The organism is Paraburkholderia haematera, from assembly GCF_905220975.1.
GTDB classification, from domain to species: domain Bacteria; phylum Pseudomonadota; class Gammaproteobacteria; order Burkholderiales; family Burkholderiaceae; genus Paraburkholderia; species Paraburkholderia haematera.
This window is the reverse complement of sequence record NZ_CAJNBK010000017.1, coordinates 130,572-145,981: the sequence shown is the minus strand read 5'-3', so window position 1 is coordinate 145,981 and position 15,410 is coordinate 130,572. Positions and strand designations below refer to the sequence as shown.

9 protein-coding genes and 1 pseudogene are annotated in these 15,410 nt (G+C 62.0%); 4 read left to right on the top strand and 6 right to left on the bottom strand.

Annotated elements, in window-relative coordinates; genetic code table 11:
- Positions 1-113: 113 nt before the first annotated feature.
- The 3 genes and pseudogenes from KHO23_RS24910 to KHO23_RS24900 all read left to right on the top strand — a co-directional run.
- Positions 114-1,067 (top strand): annotated as a pseudogene (locus KHO23_RS24910) (IS110 family RNA-guided transposase); the annotation flags it as partial.
- Between the two features lie 600 nt (positions 1,068-1,667).
- Entirely contained in the window at positions 1,668-2,387 is a 720-nt protein-coding gene (locus KHO23_RS24905; RefSeq protein WP_211614052.1) for a Crp/Fnr family transcriptional regulator, read from the top strand.
- On the top strand, positions 2,387-2,872 hold the full coding sequence (locus tag KHO23_RS24900) for a response regulator (RefSeq protein WP_211614051.1): 486 nt from the start codon (positions 2,387-2,389) through the stop codon (positions 2,870-2,872). Before KHO23_RS24905 ends, KHO23_RS24900 begins: the two co-directional genes overlap by 1 nt.
- A gap of 921 nt (positions 2,873-3,793) precedes the next feature.
- On the opposite strand, the gene KHO23_RS24895 is transcribed toward KHO23_RS24900, so the two are convergent.
- Genes KHO23_RS24895 through nirB form a run of 4 tightly spaced genes read right to left on the bottom strand, consistent with a single transcriptional unit; the run spans position 3,794 to position 10,818 of the window.
- Positions 3,794-6,616, bottom strand: coding sequence for a nitrate reductase (locus tag KHO23_RS24895; RefSeq protein WP_211614050.1), 2,823 nt, complete (start codon positions 6,614-6,616; stop codon positions 3,794-3,796).
- Positions 6,617-6,629: 13 nt separating this feature from the next.
- A complete protein-coding gene (locus KHO23_RS24890; protein WP_211614049.1) occupies positions 6,630-7,901 on the bottom strand; it encodes an NAD(P)/FAD-dependent oxidoreductase in 1,272 nt (423 codons plus the stop codon).
- Positions 7,898-8,245 (bottom strand): nitrite reductase small subunit NirD, encoded by a 348-nt coding sequence (nirD, locus tag KHO23_RS24885; protein ID WP_211614048.1) that lies wholly within the window; start codon positions 8,243-8,245, stop codon positions 7,898-7,900. Before nirD ends, KHO23_RS24890 begins: the two co-directional genes overlap by 4 nt.
- Before the next feature lie 32 nt (positions 8,246-8,277).
- A complete protein-coding gene (gene nirB / locus KHO23_RS24880; RefSeq protein ID WP_211614047.1) occupies positions 8,278-10,818 on the bottom strand; it encodes a nitrite reductase large subunit NirB in 2,541 nt (846 codons plus the stop codon).
- A gap of 774 nt (positions 10,819-11,592) precedes the next feature.
- Between nirB and cobA the strand changes: the two genes are divergently transcribed.
- Positions 11,593-12,405, top strand: coding sequence for a uroporphyrinogen-III C-methyltransferase (cobA, locus tag KHO23_RS24875; RefSeq protein ID WP_211614045.1), 813 nt, complete (start codon positions 11,593-11,595; stop codon positions 12,403-12,405).
- Between the two features lie 248 nt (positions 12,406-12,653).
- On the opposite strand, the gene KHO23_RS24870 is transcribed toward cobA, so the two are convergent.
- Both KHO23_RS24870 and KHO23_RS24865 read right to left on the bottom strand, forming a co-directional pair.
- Positions 12,654-14,054 (bottom strand): MFS transporter, encoded by a 1,401-nt coding sequence (locus KHO23_RS24870; protein WP_211614043.1) that lies wholly within the window; start codon positions 14,052-14,054, stop codon positions 12,654-12,656.
- A 23-nt stretch (positions 14,055-14,077) separates the two neighbouring features.
- Positions 14,078-14,776 carry a methyl-accepting chemotaxis protein gene (locus KHO23_RS24865; protein WP_211614061.1) on the bottom strand — a complete coding sequence of 233 codons (699 nt, stop codon included), beginning with the start codon at positions 14,774-14,776 and terminating at the stop codon, positions 14,078-14,080.
- Between the last annotated feature and the right edge of the window lie 634 nt (positions 14,777-15,410).

Here is a 15,410-nt window from a genome sequence, read left to right as displayed (position 1 = left end):
TGATTCCATTACCACGTTGCGTATCCTGCTTGGACTACGGCTCATGCAACGATGGCACTCTTCCTGTGCGGGAATAGATTGCACGAGCATTTATATGACACAGTAAGACTAAAGGCAAGGCTGTATTTCGTAAAAAGATGAGCCGCAAACAACTGGTCGAATTCTTCGCGACATTCCATGCCTGTACCGTCGTTATGGAGGCCTGCGCCGGTTCGCATCATATGGCCCGCAAGCTGGCAGAATTCGGGCACACTGTGCGCCTGATTTCGCCGCACTTCGTCAGGCCATTCGTGAAGTCAAACAAGAATGATTTCGTCGACGCCGAGGCGATTTGCGAAGCATCGTCGCGCCCAGCGATGAGATTCGTAATCCCGAAGACGGAATCGCAGCAGACGCTTTCTGTGCTGCATCGTGTGCGTGAATCGATGGTGCGCGAGCGCACCAAAGCCGTCAACCAGATGCATGGCTTTCTCCTTGAGTTTGGTATCAGTCTGCCAGTGGGCAAGGCCACCGTCACACGTCTGCCGGCCGTGCTCGCCATGCAAGAACTGCCGCCCCGGCTAATTGCGATTCTCGAACGCCTCCACCAGCACTTCAAGTACCTTGAGGAACAGATTGGTGAGATCGACCAAGAGCTCGCACGTCAGCTCGCTGAGGACGAAGTCGGACAGCGCCTGATGAGCATCCCGGGAGTCGGCCCGGTCACCGCAAGCGCGTTGGCCGCGAAAATGGGCGACGCAAAGCAGTACGGATGCAGTCGCGATTTTGCGGCATCGGTCGGGCTTGTTCCCCGGCAATACAGCACAGGCGGCAAGAACAATCTGCTCGGGATCAGCCGACGCGGTGACAAAAATGTCAGGCGCCTGCTCGTCCTGTGCGCCCGAGCCTACATGCGAGGCCTAGACAAACGAACCGGTCGCCTGGCAGACTGGGTTCGCGCAATGCTCGCGCGGCGGCATTCAAACGTGGTGGCGTGTGCGCTGGCCAACAAGCTGGCTCGAACCGCGTGGGCCATTGTTGCGCGACAAATCACATTTGACGCAAGCTTCTCAAGCCATCCACTCTAAACGGGTACAGCTTTACCATTGCTTACAAATCACCCAACTGGTTTTGCGACGACTGAAAATTGATGACGTGAACGGCATACCGGCCTGACGAAAAACCTGAGTGCCAAAGAGGCCTTTCGAAGCCGATCCACTGTTAAGGATCGTCAGGCGCGAATCTCATCGTGGCGCGGGGAGCAATCCCCACAACGACGCCGAATAGATTAAGCAAGCCAAACTCGCCGTTGAAAATCGGGGTTGCAAAAATGGGGTGGACCATAGATTTGGCACATTGATGCCGTTCGGTCCTGGAGGACCTCAATTGTGCCCAGCTCCCCTGAGGGAGGGCGGTGTCCATTCCATCCCGGACATCTTTGGCCGGTCGTACGCGTGCGTCGAATGTCGGCTTCTGCCCAGCCAATGGACTGTCGCGGATCATCTAACACTAAAGCGTCGCGAGTAGCGGCTCGTGTATCGAACGGGCTGACGTTGACCGATACCGTACCGACTTCTTCCGCCTGATGTGAGAGGCTCAGCTGCATCCGCCGGTACATCCGCGATCCAGGTGTCATTTTCGCTGGGTGAGGTGTTTACGGTTTTTGACCGGTTGAAGAGGAACGGCATATGGAAAATGATCTTCATCGCACGGAGAATCGACTGCTGGATCTTCTTCCCAGAATGGAATTTGTGCGTCTGAAAACGCGTCTGGAGCGGGTTGAGATGGCGCTGGGATTGATCGTGTACAGGACCGGCGAGCATCTCGACTACGTTTATTTTCCGACGACGTCAATAATATCGCTACGGCAGGTGACGCCGGATGGCGAATCGATGGACATTGCAGTCGTCGGCAACGATGGCGTGGTTGGCACCGAGCTTTTTATGGGTGACGAAGAAGCTACAAATACAGCTGTCGTGCGAAACCCGGGCGCGGCGTACCGACTAAGCGCAAGCATCCTGATGGAAGAGTTTCGTCAGGCAGGCGTGATGCAGCGGCTGTTGCTACGTTACACCCTGGCGCTGTTTGCGCAGATTGCCCAGACGGTCGTTTGCAACGAGTATCACTCGACAGACCAGCGCCTGTCCCGGTGGCTGCTGCTCGGTATCGACCGCCTGCCGCCAAACGAACCAAAGGTGGTATCGGAACTGCTGGCCGACGCGCTTTGCGTGCGGGGTGCCAGCATGAGCAAAGCCCTCGCGCAATTGCAGGGCGACGAAGTGATCAAGAAAGGCAATGGTTATATTGAGGTGCTGGATAGAGCCTCGCTCGAAGACCATGCGTGCGAGTGCTATGGCGTAGTGAGGCAGGAATACGACCGACTGTTAGCCGATTCGACGGAGGCATAGTGGCGATCAGCGGAACTCCTACCGAGTGGGCACCATCGCAGATACCGGCTACCACCGCGCAATCGCATTCGCTATCGAGCCTCTCAGGCGACAAGCTGCGGCAGATTGCGCTTATGGGACAGCGAGCCCGAATCCTTGTCACTGACGATAGCCTGCCTATCGCCGAAGCGCTGGCAGGCTCTCTGATGGCTAATGGGCTGGAGACGCACTATGCGCTGAGTGGCGTAGAGGCGCTCCAAAGGCTTACCTTTTGGCAACCCCACGTGTTCATCGTAGATGTAAATATGCCGGAACACGACGGCTTCGCGGTGGCACGAGTACTCCGGCGTATTCGTTCGACCTGTAACGCTGGCATCATCGCATTCACAGCATTGGATAAGGACGACTTTATCGCAAGCGGCACGGTGCGCCACTTTGATGGCTATTGCCGGAAGGGAGGCACGCACGCGCCGCTGCTCGCACTAATCAATGGAATGCTTGTATAGGGCGCTGGCAGTTTGACCCTGCTCCTACTCCCTAAGGCGAACGTCGTCTACTCATCCAGAACTGGACGGCCGGAATTTGTGACTGAACGGCCGAGGTGGGTCAGTGCCATTCGACCGCACAGTTTTACAAACCCTAAACGTGCGCAAATTTCCGAATCTTGAGACGCCCCCAACACCTCGGGCACTGGAAAATTCCGCCGTCTCTGCGAACCTTGAATTTGCAATACGACAAACGGCACAAATCAGATTTCCATGCACTGTCGCGCCGGGATTGATAGCGTTATCGAACAGACCGCTGCGCTGACATCTGGATTCTTCGAGCGGTGTCAAACGTGATCCCATAGCCGGGTTGGACTTCGGCGCCCAGAACTTTCGTGGTGCTGAGTGCTGACCACCTGCCAACCTTGACATCTGCAGCCTTGGTCGCGAAAAAAACCAACGCCGCACAGGAACGGCGTTGGCGCAAGTTGCTGCTTCAAACACACACGAGGTAGGATCAGCTACCAGGTAGTTACGATTACGGCGGCAAACGCTGATTCTTTAGGTTCCTGCTCCAGATAGCGATGTCGAATCACGGCAACCGGCCGATCTCAGCCCGATGCCATATCTCGCTAGCGGCAACCTGTCGGGTCGGTCACGCGTCAATGCGATCGACGGCGATGCGAAAGTGGTGTGCCGGTGTGCACCTGCCCCAAGGCTGCGCCCGGGTTGCGGGTGCGGCGCCGTGCACGGTCATGCCGCCCTCGTTCGCTCAGATGTGAGGCGCGAAGATTCGCCGTGTGCCGCGGGTGTCCCTCTCCGACATCTTCTGAATCTGGCGGCGTGACGTTGCCATCCTCATGGCGAGCGAGGAAAGTATCGGCGGGCTTGATCACAGCCAGCATGGTCTTAAGTCTCTTCATCATGAAACGTCAGTCTCCCTCATGCGATGCTCAATCGTTCCAACTCGGTGTCGACCAGCAGCTTCTTCAGTTCCGGCACGCAGGACCCGCAGTTGCCACCGGCCTTCAGACATGCGGTGATTTCCGCCGAGGTCTTTAGCCCTTGCTCACGGATCGCCGTGCAGATCGTATTGCGTCCCACACCGAAACACGAGCAGACTGTGGGCCCCGTATCGACGCCCCTGCCAATGGGTTGGCCGACCAGCAGGCCAGCGCGATCCTCGTCGTCGAGCCGGTCCTTGCCAAACAGGCCCGCGAGCCACGTACGTGACGGCAACGGCAACTCGGGGCGCGCCGATACGAAGATGCAACTCTCAATACGCTCGTCGACCAGATGCACGGCGCGATAGATGCCCGCTGTCCTGTCCTCGTACTCCAGCCAGTCGGCGTGCGGATCGTCGATCCCGAACAGCGCTTGCGCCCAGCCGTCGTAATCGGTAAGCGGCTTGCGCCCCGCGAGTTCGTAGCGCACGAACTGCGCGCCGTGGACACGCGTCCAGTAGGCCATGCCATCCAGCACCGGAGCGTGACGGCTCAAAGAGAAACCGTGCCAGGCGACGTCGAACCTGTCGATGCGAACCGGCGTATGTTTGAACTCAGGCTCCCCGGAGACCGGATCGACTTCGGGATTCACCACCGCGCCGACACGCGCGTCGGACGCAACCTGATCGTTCCAGTGGATCGGCACGAACGCGCTGCCACGCGACATGCCACCGCCATGCTGCACACGTGCGACCATCGTGCCCCAACGGCTCGACACGCGCGCGAGTTCACCTTCACGCACCCCGCACGACAGCGCGTCCTGCGGATGCAGATCGACGAATGCTTCTGTCACATGGCCGGCAAGCTTCTCCGACTTGCCCGTGCGGGTCATCGTGTGCCACTGGTCGCGCACCCGGCCGGTATTCAGCGTGAGCGGATAGTCGTCGTCCGGCGCGTGGACCGGTGCGCGCGGTGGTGTCGCGACGAAACGTGCCTTGCCGTCTTCGTGGGCATAGCGGCGATCACCGAAGAGACGCGCGGTACCACGCTGCTCTGCGCCGTTTGCCGCCAGTACCGGCCACTGGATGGGCTGCAGCGCGTCGTAACGCTCGCGGCCGAGCGCGACGAGGCCGGCCAGATTGAACACACGCGGCACATCGCCTTCGATATGCCCGTTACCTGTTTTCCCGTCGCTGTCAGTGGTCTCGCCACTGCTGCCAGCGTCGTTACCGTAAGCACTCAGCCGCGCATGTTCATCAAAAATTTCATGCGGAGCCGAAAAATCAAAGCCGGCATACCCCATGCGCTGTGCGACGTCGCTGATGATCCGCCAGTCCGCGCGTGCTTCGCCCGGTGCCGGCAGGAACGCCCGCTGGCGCGAAATCCTGCGCTCGGAGTTGGTGACCGTGCCGTCTTTCTCGCCCCAGCCGAGCGCCGGCAGCAGAACGTGGGCAAACGCATTGGTGTCCGTACTTTCAACAATGTCGGAGCTGACGACGAGTTCGCAGCGCGCGAGCGCACGCTTCGCCTGATCGCCGTCGGGCAAGCTCACAACCGGGTTCGTGCCCATGATCCAGACGGCCTTGATCCGGCCGGTCTCGATTGCCCCGAACAACTCGACCGCCTTGAGTCCCGGCCGCTCCGCGATAGCGGGCGAGCCCCAGAAAGTCTGCACGAGGTCGCGATGGCGCGGATTGTCGAGCTCCAGGTGTGCCGCTAGCATGTTCGCGAGGCCGCCCACTTCACGCCCGCCCATCGCGTTCGGCTGTCCGGTAAACGAGAACGGCCCCATCCCCGGCTTGCCGATGCGGCCTGTCAGCAGATGGCAATTGATGATACTGTTGACCTTGTCGGTGCCGGAGCTCGACTGGTTCACGCCCTGGGAATAGACCGTTACGACCCGCTCAGTCCGAGCGAAAAGTCGATAGAACTCAAGCAGATCGTGTGGGTCGATCTTGCAGGCCTTCGCGCACTGCGTGAGGTCAAAACCGTTCGCCGCGTCAGTTGAGGCGGCATCGCGCGCCTGCGCGTAGCCGGTCGTATGCGCATCGACGAAGCCTGCATCGGTCGTATCGTGTTCCGCGAGAAAACTGAGCAGCCCATTGAAGAGGCGAACGTCGGTGCCCGCCTTCAGCGGCAGGTGCAAATCGGCCATCTCGCAGGTCGCGGTGTAGCGCGGGTCGATCACGACGACCTTCATATCGGGTCGCGTTTCCTTGATTTTGACAATCCGCTGGAACAGGATCGGATGGCACCACGCGGTGTTCGATCCGACCAGCACGACGAGGTCCGCGAGTTCGAGGTCTTCGTAGCACACCGGCACCAGGTCTTCGCCGAACGCACGCTTGTGCCCCGCGACCGATGACGACATGCACAGGCGCGAATTGGTGTCGATGTTCGCACTGCCGACATAGCCCTTCATCAGCTTGTTGGCAACGTAGTAGTCCTCTGTCAGCAGTTGACCCGAGACATAAAGCGCGACCGCATCCGGGCCGTGCTGATCGATGATCTGGCGAAAGCCGCTGGCGACCGTGTCGAGCGCATCGCTCCACGACACGTCGCGCAACTCACCGCTGCCCGGCTCACGCCGCTTCGGATGCAGCAGGCGTCCTTCGAGCCCGACCGTTTCACCAAGCGCCGAGCCCTTCACGCACAGGCGGCCGGCGTTTGCCGGATGGCGTTCGTCGCCGGCAATGTCGGGCGGCCCGTCCGGGCGTGGGGTCGCGCGTACACCGCAACCGACACCGCAATAGGGACAGGTGGTCCGGACCGCGTCACGGCTATCGTCAGCCGTGCTGGAAATGACGATGGGAAAACTCACTTTCGATTCCGGTTCAGGCGGGCTGCGCCTCGCACAGGGCTTTACCGAACAGCAACTGGCTGCGCAGCGGAGAAATGTCGGTCCGATTCTGGATCAGCTCGAAGTACCACGCGCCATCCTTGACGTCGCCGTAGAGGACGGCGCCGATCACCCGGCTATCCTCGATCACGAGGCGTTTGTAGACGCCGCGTCGCGGATCGCGCAGCACGAGGTCTTCACTGTCTGGGCCGCCGGTGAAGTCGCCAGCAGAATAAAGGTCGACGCCGGTGACTTTCAGCTTGGTGGCGGTCGCGCGCTGCACGTAACGGCGGTGGCCCGCACCGGCCAGGTGTGCGCCGCAGACACGCGCCTGGTCCCAGATCGGCGCCACGAGGCCGAAGGTCGCCGTGCGATGCTGCACGCATTCGCCGACGGCGTAGACACGCGGATCGTAGGTCTGCAACGTGTCGTCGACGACGATCGCCCGTTCGCAGTGCAAGCCTGCCTGCTTCGCGAGTTCGATATTCGGGCGCACACCGGCTGCCATCACAACCAGGTCGGCGGGGATCTCCGTACCGTCATCAAAACGCACGGCGGTGACACGCTCCGGCCCGACGATTTCGACGGTGCGGGTCTTGAGCAGAAAACGCAGGCCCCTCTTCTCCAGCGTCTGAAGCAGCAGAGCCGAAGCACTCCCGTCGAGCTGGCGGTCCATCAGGCTGTCGGTGTCGTGCACGACAGTAACCGACATACCCTGGCGCATGAGTCCGTTCGCAGCCTCCAGCCCGAGCAAACCGCCGCCAATGATCACGGCGTGACGGTGACTGCGCGCGGCGGCGAGCATCGTTTCGACGTCCTGGATATCGCGAAACGCGATCACCCCCGGTAGCTGGTGACCCGGTACCGGAATGAGAAATGGCTTCGAGCCGGTCGCCATCAGCAAGCGGTCGTAGCTCACCTCGATGCCGCTTTGCGAGCGCACGATGCGGCGCTTGCGGTCAATTGCGACCACCGGGTCGCCCGCATGCAGCCGGATACCATTGTCTGCATACCAGTCACGTGTGTTGAGGATGATGTCGTCGACACGCTTCTCGCCAGCGAGCACCGGCGAAAGCAGGATCCGGTTGTAGTTGCCGTACGGCTCGGCACCGAATACGGTGATGTCGTAGAGGTCCGGCGCGAGCTTGAGCAGTTCCTCGACTGTGCGCATGCCGGCCATGCCGTTGCCGACGACCACGAGACGCGGGCGGGAAGGCGCACTGAGCGACGCGCCTCCGGAGCTCGGCGCTGCGTATTCGTATCTCATGCCGCGACCCACACCTTGCCGCTCTCGACGCGCACCGGGTAGGCATTGACGGAATTCTCGGGCGCCTCGAGGCACTCGCCGGTGCGCAGATCGAAATGGTGCTTGTAGATCGGCGAGGCCACCACGATGCGCTCGCCGACGTTGCCGATCAGCCCGCGCGAGAGCACCGCCGCCTGCGAACCCGGATCGAAGTTGTCGATCGCGAATACGCTACCGTCACCGTGCGCGACGTGAAACACCGCGACCTGCTCGCCGTTGACAAGCGCACAGACGCCCGTATTCGGAACAATGTCGTCGAGCGCACACACGGGCATCCACGATTGCGGAAGTCGATCGTTGTTCATGTTGATCTCCTCAGGGTAGGTGATGCGGAAGGTCAGGCGGTCTCGACAACCACGGGAACCGGGAACTGCTTCGCTTGCCGCTCGGCGGGCGTCGCGGGCCGGATCTGGCCGCGTTCCTCCACAAACGTAACAGTGCTGTCGGCCTTTTCGCTGTTGACGAAATGGCGGAAGCGTTTGCGCGTTTCAGGATCGGTGACGGCTTTCTTCCACTCGTCTTCGTAGCTGTCGACCACCTGCTGCATTTCGACTTCGAGTTCCGCCGCAACATCAAGGTGATCGTTGACGACCACGTCGATCAGATACTCGAGGCCACCTTCGAGGTTGTCGCGCCATACGCTGGTGCGTTGCAGCCGGTCGGCCGTGCGCACGTAGAACATCAGGAAGCGGTCGATGTAGCGCACCAGGGTCTCTTGATCGAGGTCCGAGGCGAGCAGTTCAGCATGGCGCGGCTTCATCCCGCCGTTGCCGCACACGTAGAGGTTCCACCCCTTCTCGGTGGCGATGATGCCGACGTCCTTGCCCTGCGCCTCCGCGCATTCGCGCGTGCAGCCGGATACGCCGAACTTGATCTTGTGCGGCGTGCGCAGGCCCTTGTAGCGGTTCTCGAGTTCGACCGCGAGGCCTACCGAGTCGCCGACGCCGTAACGGCACCACGTCGAGCCCACGCACGACTTCACCGTGCGCAGCGACTTGCCATACGCATGGCCCGATTCGAAGCCTGCGGCGATCAGTTCTTCCCAGATGAACGGCAGTTGTTCGACGCGGGCACCGAACAGATCGACTCGCTGACCGCCGGTGATCTTCGTGTAGAGGCCGTATTTCTTGGCGACCTGGCCGACCGCGATCAGGCCGTCGGGCGTCACCTCGCCGCCCGGCATGCGTGGCACGACCGAATACGTGCCGTCGCGCTGGATGTTGGCGAGGTAGTAGTCGTTGGTGTCCTGCAGCGACGCGTGCTCTTTCTTCAGCACGAATTCGTTCCAGCACGACGCGAGGACGCTCGCGACCGCCGGCTTGCAGATGTCGCAACCAAGCCCATGACCATGCTTCGCGAGCAATTCGCCGAAGCTGCGCACGCCCTCGACACGCACGATGTGATACAGCTCCTGGCGCGAATACGGGAAGTGTTCGCACAGGTGGTTGTTGACCGCGAGGCCCTGCTTCTTCATCTCGGCCTTCATCACCTGGGTGACGAGCGGCACGCAGCCGCCGCACGACGTGCCGGCCTGGGTCGCGCATTTTAGCGAGCCGATGTCGGTCGCGCCCGCGCACACCGCGGCGCACAGGTCGCCTTTGGAGACGTTGTTGCACGAGCAGATCTGCGCCGCCGCGGGCAGCGCGTCGACCCCGAGACCGGGCCTGGCCTTGCCGTCGCTTTGCGGCAAGATGAGGAATTCCGGCGCTTCGGGCAGCTCGATGCGATTCAGCATCATCTGCAGCAGCGTGCCGTATTCGCTCGCATCGCCCACCATCACGGCGCCGAGCAGCTGCTTGCCGCACTCCGACACCACCATCTTCTTGTAGACCTGCTTGCGTTCGTCGCTGAACTGGTACGTGCGGCTACCCGGCGTCTTGCCGTGCGCGTCGCCAATGCTCGCGACATCCACGCCCATCAGCTTGAGCCTGGTGCTCATGTCCGCGCCGCTGAAGCCGGCCTGATCGCCCAGCAATTGCTTCGCCGTGACGCGCGCCATGTCATACCCTGGCGCTACAAGGCCATATACCATGCCGTTCCACGCCGCGCATTCGCCGATCGCATAGATGTCCGGATCGCTCGTACGGCAGGTGTCATCGATCGCAATGCCGCCGCGCGGGCCCAGTTCCAGTCCACAGTCACGCGCAATCTCGTCGCGCGGACGGATACCTGCGGAGAACACGATCATGTCGGTATCGAGATGCGTGCCGTCGGCGAACTGCATCCGGTGGGTGCCCGCTTCGCCATCGGTGATGCTAAGCGTGTGCCTGGCCGTATGGACCTGCACGCCCAGTTCCTCGATCTTGCTGCGCAGAACCCGTCCGCCGCCGTCGTCGACCTGCACCGCCATCAGGCGCGGGGCGAACTCGACGACATGCGCAGCCAGTCCCATATCATGGAGCGCTTTCGCGCACTCAAGCCCCAGCAGGCCGCCGCCTACCACCGCACCTGATTTCGCCCGCACGCCGCACGCCTGCATCGCCTCGAGATCTTCGATGGTGCGATAGACAAAGCAATCCTCACGATCGCTGCCCGCCAACGGCGGAACAAAAGGCGATGAACCGGTGGCGAGCACCAGTTTGTCGTAGGAAAGCGTCTCACCCGTCGAGATGCTTACCGTGTGGGCTTCCCGGTCGATCGACACCGCCTTTGCGTTGAGCCTGAGCAGCACGTTCTCACGATCGAAAAAACCAGGCTTCACGAGCGACAGGTCTTCCGCGGATTTGCCGGAAAAGAATTCGGACAGATGTACGCGGTCATAGGCGGGACGAGGCTCCTCGCACAGCACGGTGATGTGCAGCGCGGCGCTCGCGTCGTCCACAAGACACTCAAGAAGCTTGTGCCCCACCATGCCGTGACCGATGACGATGACGTTCATGACTGGAGTCCCGTCCGTTTCCAACTCGATTTCCAACTCGGTTCGCGGCATGTTTTTTCGTCCGGCAAATAAAAAGGCGTCCCGCGGATCCAGTCATCAGTTGACTGAATTCAGGGGACGCCGTTGTCCAAAAAAATGATGATCTACAGAATGACTTCTGCTGCGTGCTGGCCGGATCATCGTTGATCCGCTGACTTCACTTATGCAAAGGCCGTGCCATGCGGCGCATCGGCCGCAGTGGCCATAGCCACAGGCGATACGGGATTTCAGCCCTGGTTTGGGGCGCAACAGGAAGATGCATTCTGACGGGCGCGGCACAATGGTGGTGCAATGCGGCACATCATCCGTGCAGCGGGTCGGCTAAGGATGGCCTGTTCTGGCTTGGCTCGTAACCCCGGATTAGTGAGCAGACCAGAGGTTTTTCGCGGTGTGTTGCGCGATCCGAGGCGGTAGCACCTGCGAGCCGGCGCGGATTCGCGGTGCATCGTCACATCTGGCTCGCATGGATGGCGTCATCGCGCGTTCTGCGTTGCTGTCCGCGTCGACGCTGTCTGGCGTGGATATTGCCTCTATTGATGCGCGCGGCAACGGTGCCGGCACATGGAATCACGCTGCAGATGGTGCGCAATGCGCCACCCGACGGCACAGGCAACATAAATCTGGACAACGGCGTCCCCTCGTTCAACACGACGAGCGGACGCCGTTTGCATCTGGCGCAGCGCTCGTCCAACCGGCCATCGAACCGGCCGCATCAGGACGTACAAGGACATCACCATGGCAACAGGCAAGGTCACTTTACTCAGTGCGGGTCCGGGCGACCTCGATCTGCTCACGATCAGGGCAGCGAGGCTGCTGGCAAGCGCCGATGTTGTGCTGCTCGACGACCTCGTCAATCCGGATATCGTGTCGCTTGCGCCGCAGGCGCGCGTGATTCGCGTGGGCAAGCGCGGCGGCTGCAGGTCGACCCCGCAGGCGTTCATTCAGCGCCTGCTCCTGCGCTATGCGCGCGCCGGCCGTCACGTGGTACGCGTGAAAGGCGGCGACGCCCTGCTGTTTGGACGTGCCGGCGAAGAACTGGCGGATTTGCGGCGCGCACAGATACCGTTCGAAATCGTCAATGGAATTTCGTCGGGTTTTGCCGCGGCGGCAGCTCTCGGTATTTCGCTCACGCATCGCGATCACTGCCCGGGCGTGACGTTTATCACGGCGCACCTGCGCGACGACAGCGAGCCTGACTGGGCCGCACTGGCCGCCACCGGCACGACGCTTGCCATTTACATGGGCATGAGCCGCATCGACAGCCTGTGTGCCGCGCTGATGTCAGTCCTGCCGCACGACACGCCCGCTGCGGTGGTGCAATCGGCGGGCAGCGCTGCGGAGCGGCACGTGCTCGCGACACTTGACACGCTTGCGGCGAGTGCGCGTGACGCCGGCCTCGGCAGCCCGGCTGTCATTCTGGTTGGCAAGGTGATTGGCGATGCCGTGGCGCATGCTACGCACGAGTCGGTGGCGGACGTGTCTACTGAATTGCCATCTACTTCTCACGTCCGGCGCTACGAGCGCGATGCGTTCTTGCGCAGCGCATGATCCAGACGCTAAATGGCTTGGGCCCGCGTCGTCTGACTCAGGCCGTTTTACATCCGGTGTTGGAATATGACCGCGGCGATCCGATTTGCACACGCCGGTCGCCTCACTCAGCAGAAGGACTGACGATTCACACCTTCAGGCTGAGCTTCCGCGTCTAACCGATCCTTTGCGTGCCAGCGAGGTGAAACGGGAAGCGCGCGCGGCGACTTGCAGTCAATGCACGCACGTTTCCCGCTCCACGCCCTAGCTCACGCCCCACTATCCGCACGCGCGCCCGCAGCCGGGATCGGGCTCGCAACCACCAGGCTCTCCGCAGGCAGCGCCCAGGTGAGCCAGCGCGTGCGATGCAGGACCACCAGGGCGAAGGCCAGCGCCGAGATAACACCAAAGGTCGCGAAGCCCATCTGATAGCTGCCGGTGCTTTCCTTGGCCATCCCCATGATCACGGGAAGATAGAAGCCGCCAATGCCGCCCGCTGCGCCGATGATCCCGGACATCAATCCGGTCTTGCCCTTCCAGCGTTGCGGCACGAGCTGGAAGGTCGCGCCGTTGCCGAGTCCGAAGCACAGATAGGTGGCCACCAGCAACGCGATGCCGGCGGGAAGCGGAGGCATCCACGCCGCGAATGCGAAATCGCACAGCGAAATTCCGGCGAGCAGCAGCACCAGCGCGCGCACGCCGGAGATGCGGTCGGCGATCAGGCCGCCGAGCGGCCGCACCAGCGCACCCGTGAAAGCGAGCAGCGACATGAAGAGCCCCGCCTCCAGCTTTGGCAACTGATACAGCGAAACCAGCAGCGTCGTCACATAGGACGACATGCCGACGAAGCCACCGAACGTGATGCTGTAGACCAGCATCACGACCCACGTGTCGCTTTCCGCGAGCACGCTGCGATAGTGCTTCGGCAGCACCGCAATCGCCAGCAGCGCACCCAGTACCGGCAGCAGTAGCACGCCGGTCTTGCCGGCGCCGAAGACACCCGCGTGCACGGCGAGCACAAGCGCGATCAAGCCGCCCAGCGTGACGCAGAAACTGCGCAACGCACGCGGTGCACTACCAGACTTCGGCCCCAGGTCCTTCGCCCAGAAGAACAGCGCCGTGGCCGCGAGCGCGAGCAACGGCAACGCAGCGCCGGCGGCCTTGGCCCAACCGAAGTGGTCGGCGAGGCTCGGGAACAGGAAGCCATCGAGCACAGCGCCGATATTGCCCGCCGCAGCGAGCCCCAGCACCAGCCCCTGCACTTTCGGCGGATAGTTGCTGCCGGCCATCGGCAGCGCCACCGCAAAGCTCGCTCCGCCCACACCGAGAAACACGCCCAGTACCAGCAGCATCACGTATGAGGGCGCGAACGGTGACAGCAGCAGCACGATCGACGGCAACGCCGACAGCACGACGCCCCAGAGCGCAATGCGGCGGCCGTCATAGGCCTGATACAGGTTGCCGAGCGTCACGCGCAGGATCGCCGCGCCCAGCACCGGAACCGCGACGAGAAAGCCCAGTTCCGCCGGCGACATCGCGATGTCCTTGTGGATGAACGGGGCGAGCGGGCCGAACATGACCCACACGGTGAAGCCGGTATCGAAGTAGAGGAAGCACGCCAGCAACGCGCGCCAGTTACCGCTCGTCAGCGAATTCAACAGATGTTTCATGGGTTTCTCTCGCAGGGTAAAGGCTATTGAAGAGCGCGGCCGGCACTGGCATGCCGACCTTGAAGGGGCATCCCGCGCGTGTCGACGACGCTTTTGATCAGCTCGTCCATCTCCTTGATGATGTCGGCGAGCACGGTCGTGATCACCGCGAATTCCCGCCCGAACTGGCCTGCTCGCGCGGCCGAGATGCGCGCGTTGAGCGCGACGATGTTGGCCTGCATGGAGATGCTGCCGAGCCGCTCGGCGATGTCGGTCTGCCGCTTGAGCGCGGCCGCTTCGGTGCCGCGCATCTCGTGCTGATAGGCGAGCGTGATGTCCTGCAGCAGTTCGAGCAGCGGCGTCGCCTGAATGACTAATGCCTCGACTTGAGTCCGATCTTCCGCGCGGCCCGACTCGACCCACGACACCGCGCGATTCACCTGGGCGATAAATTGCTGAATCCGCTCGTCGGCCCTGCGGTTGCCGAAATACAGCTCGCGCAGCGCTTCGGAAAACACGCCCGGCAGCCGCTCGTTGCCGCTTACCAGATCGGTATGCGCTTGCGCAAACGTGGCAAGGCACGCTTTGGCTACGGACAGCGCGTCGCTGTTGCCAAGCGACGCGAGCAGCACGTGCAGCACGATGCGCTGTGAGAGCATCCGTTGCCGCCCCCCCAGATTGATGAGTTCACCGATGACCTGTCCAGAAACGGCATCGGGACCTGAATGTGTCGCCTGTTTCATCGTAAATGTGGACATGAAGGCCCTGCACTGTTGCTCCATTCGCACGGCGCGCGCGCCATGACGAGACTCGCGGCGGCATATGACGCGCAAAAAAAAAGCGCCCCGAGCGCAACCGCGCGTCCCGATTGCTCGGTTGCACAGTTGGCACTCGGGACGCCGTTGTCCCTGCGGGTCGCTCAAAGCGAGCGGCCGGTAAAGATTTAATACGTTGGGGCCTCCGTTGGCTCCGCTGCCGATCTATGCAATAGCCGTGCCACAGATCCATGTAGCGCTAATCCTGGGCGGTCTCTCCGGCGGCTTCCAGCCGCGCCTCATTCGGCTAACAGCGCGTCCCGCGGGGGCTGCCCAGTTCAACAACGGATCGCACAATCGTCAGATTTCCTGAAAGCCGGGGTATTCACCTCGGCGCAAGTGATGGGATTTCAGTTGCTGCGAAGCACGGATTTGCCGCGTGGCCTGAATTGGGTTGGTGCGATGCGTTGGTGCAGCGCACTACAGCTGTGCACCGCGCAGCTCAAGCTACGGCGCGAGTGTCGGTAGGAGAACCATTCCGGAGCGAAGCTGACGTCGGCACGGGGCGGTCACCTGGTCAACTTCCGCCCGCGAGGCGGATTTGTGTTCGGCGCGGGCAGCC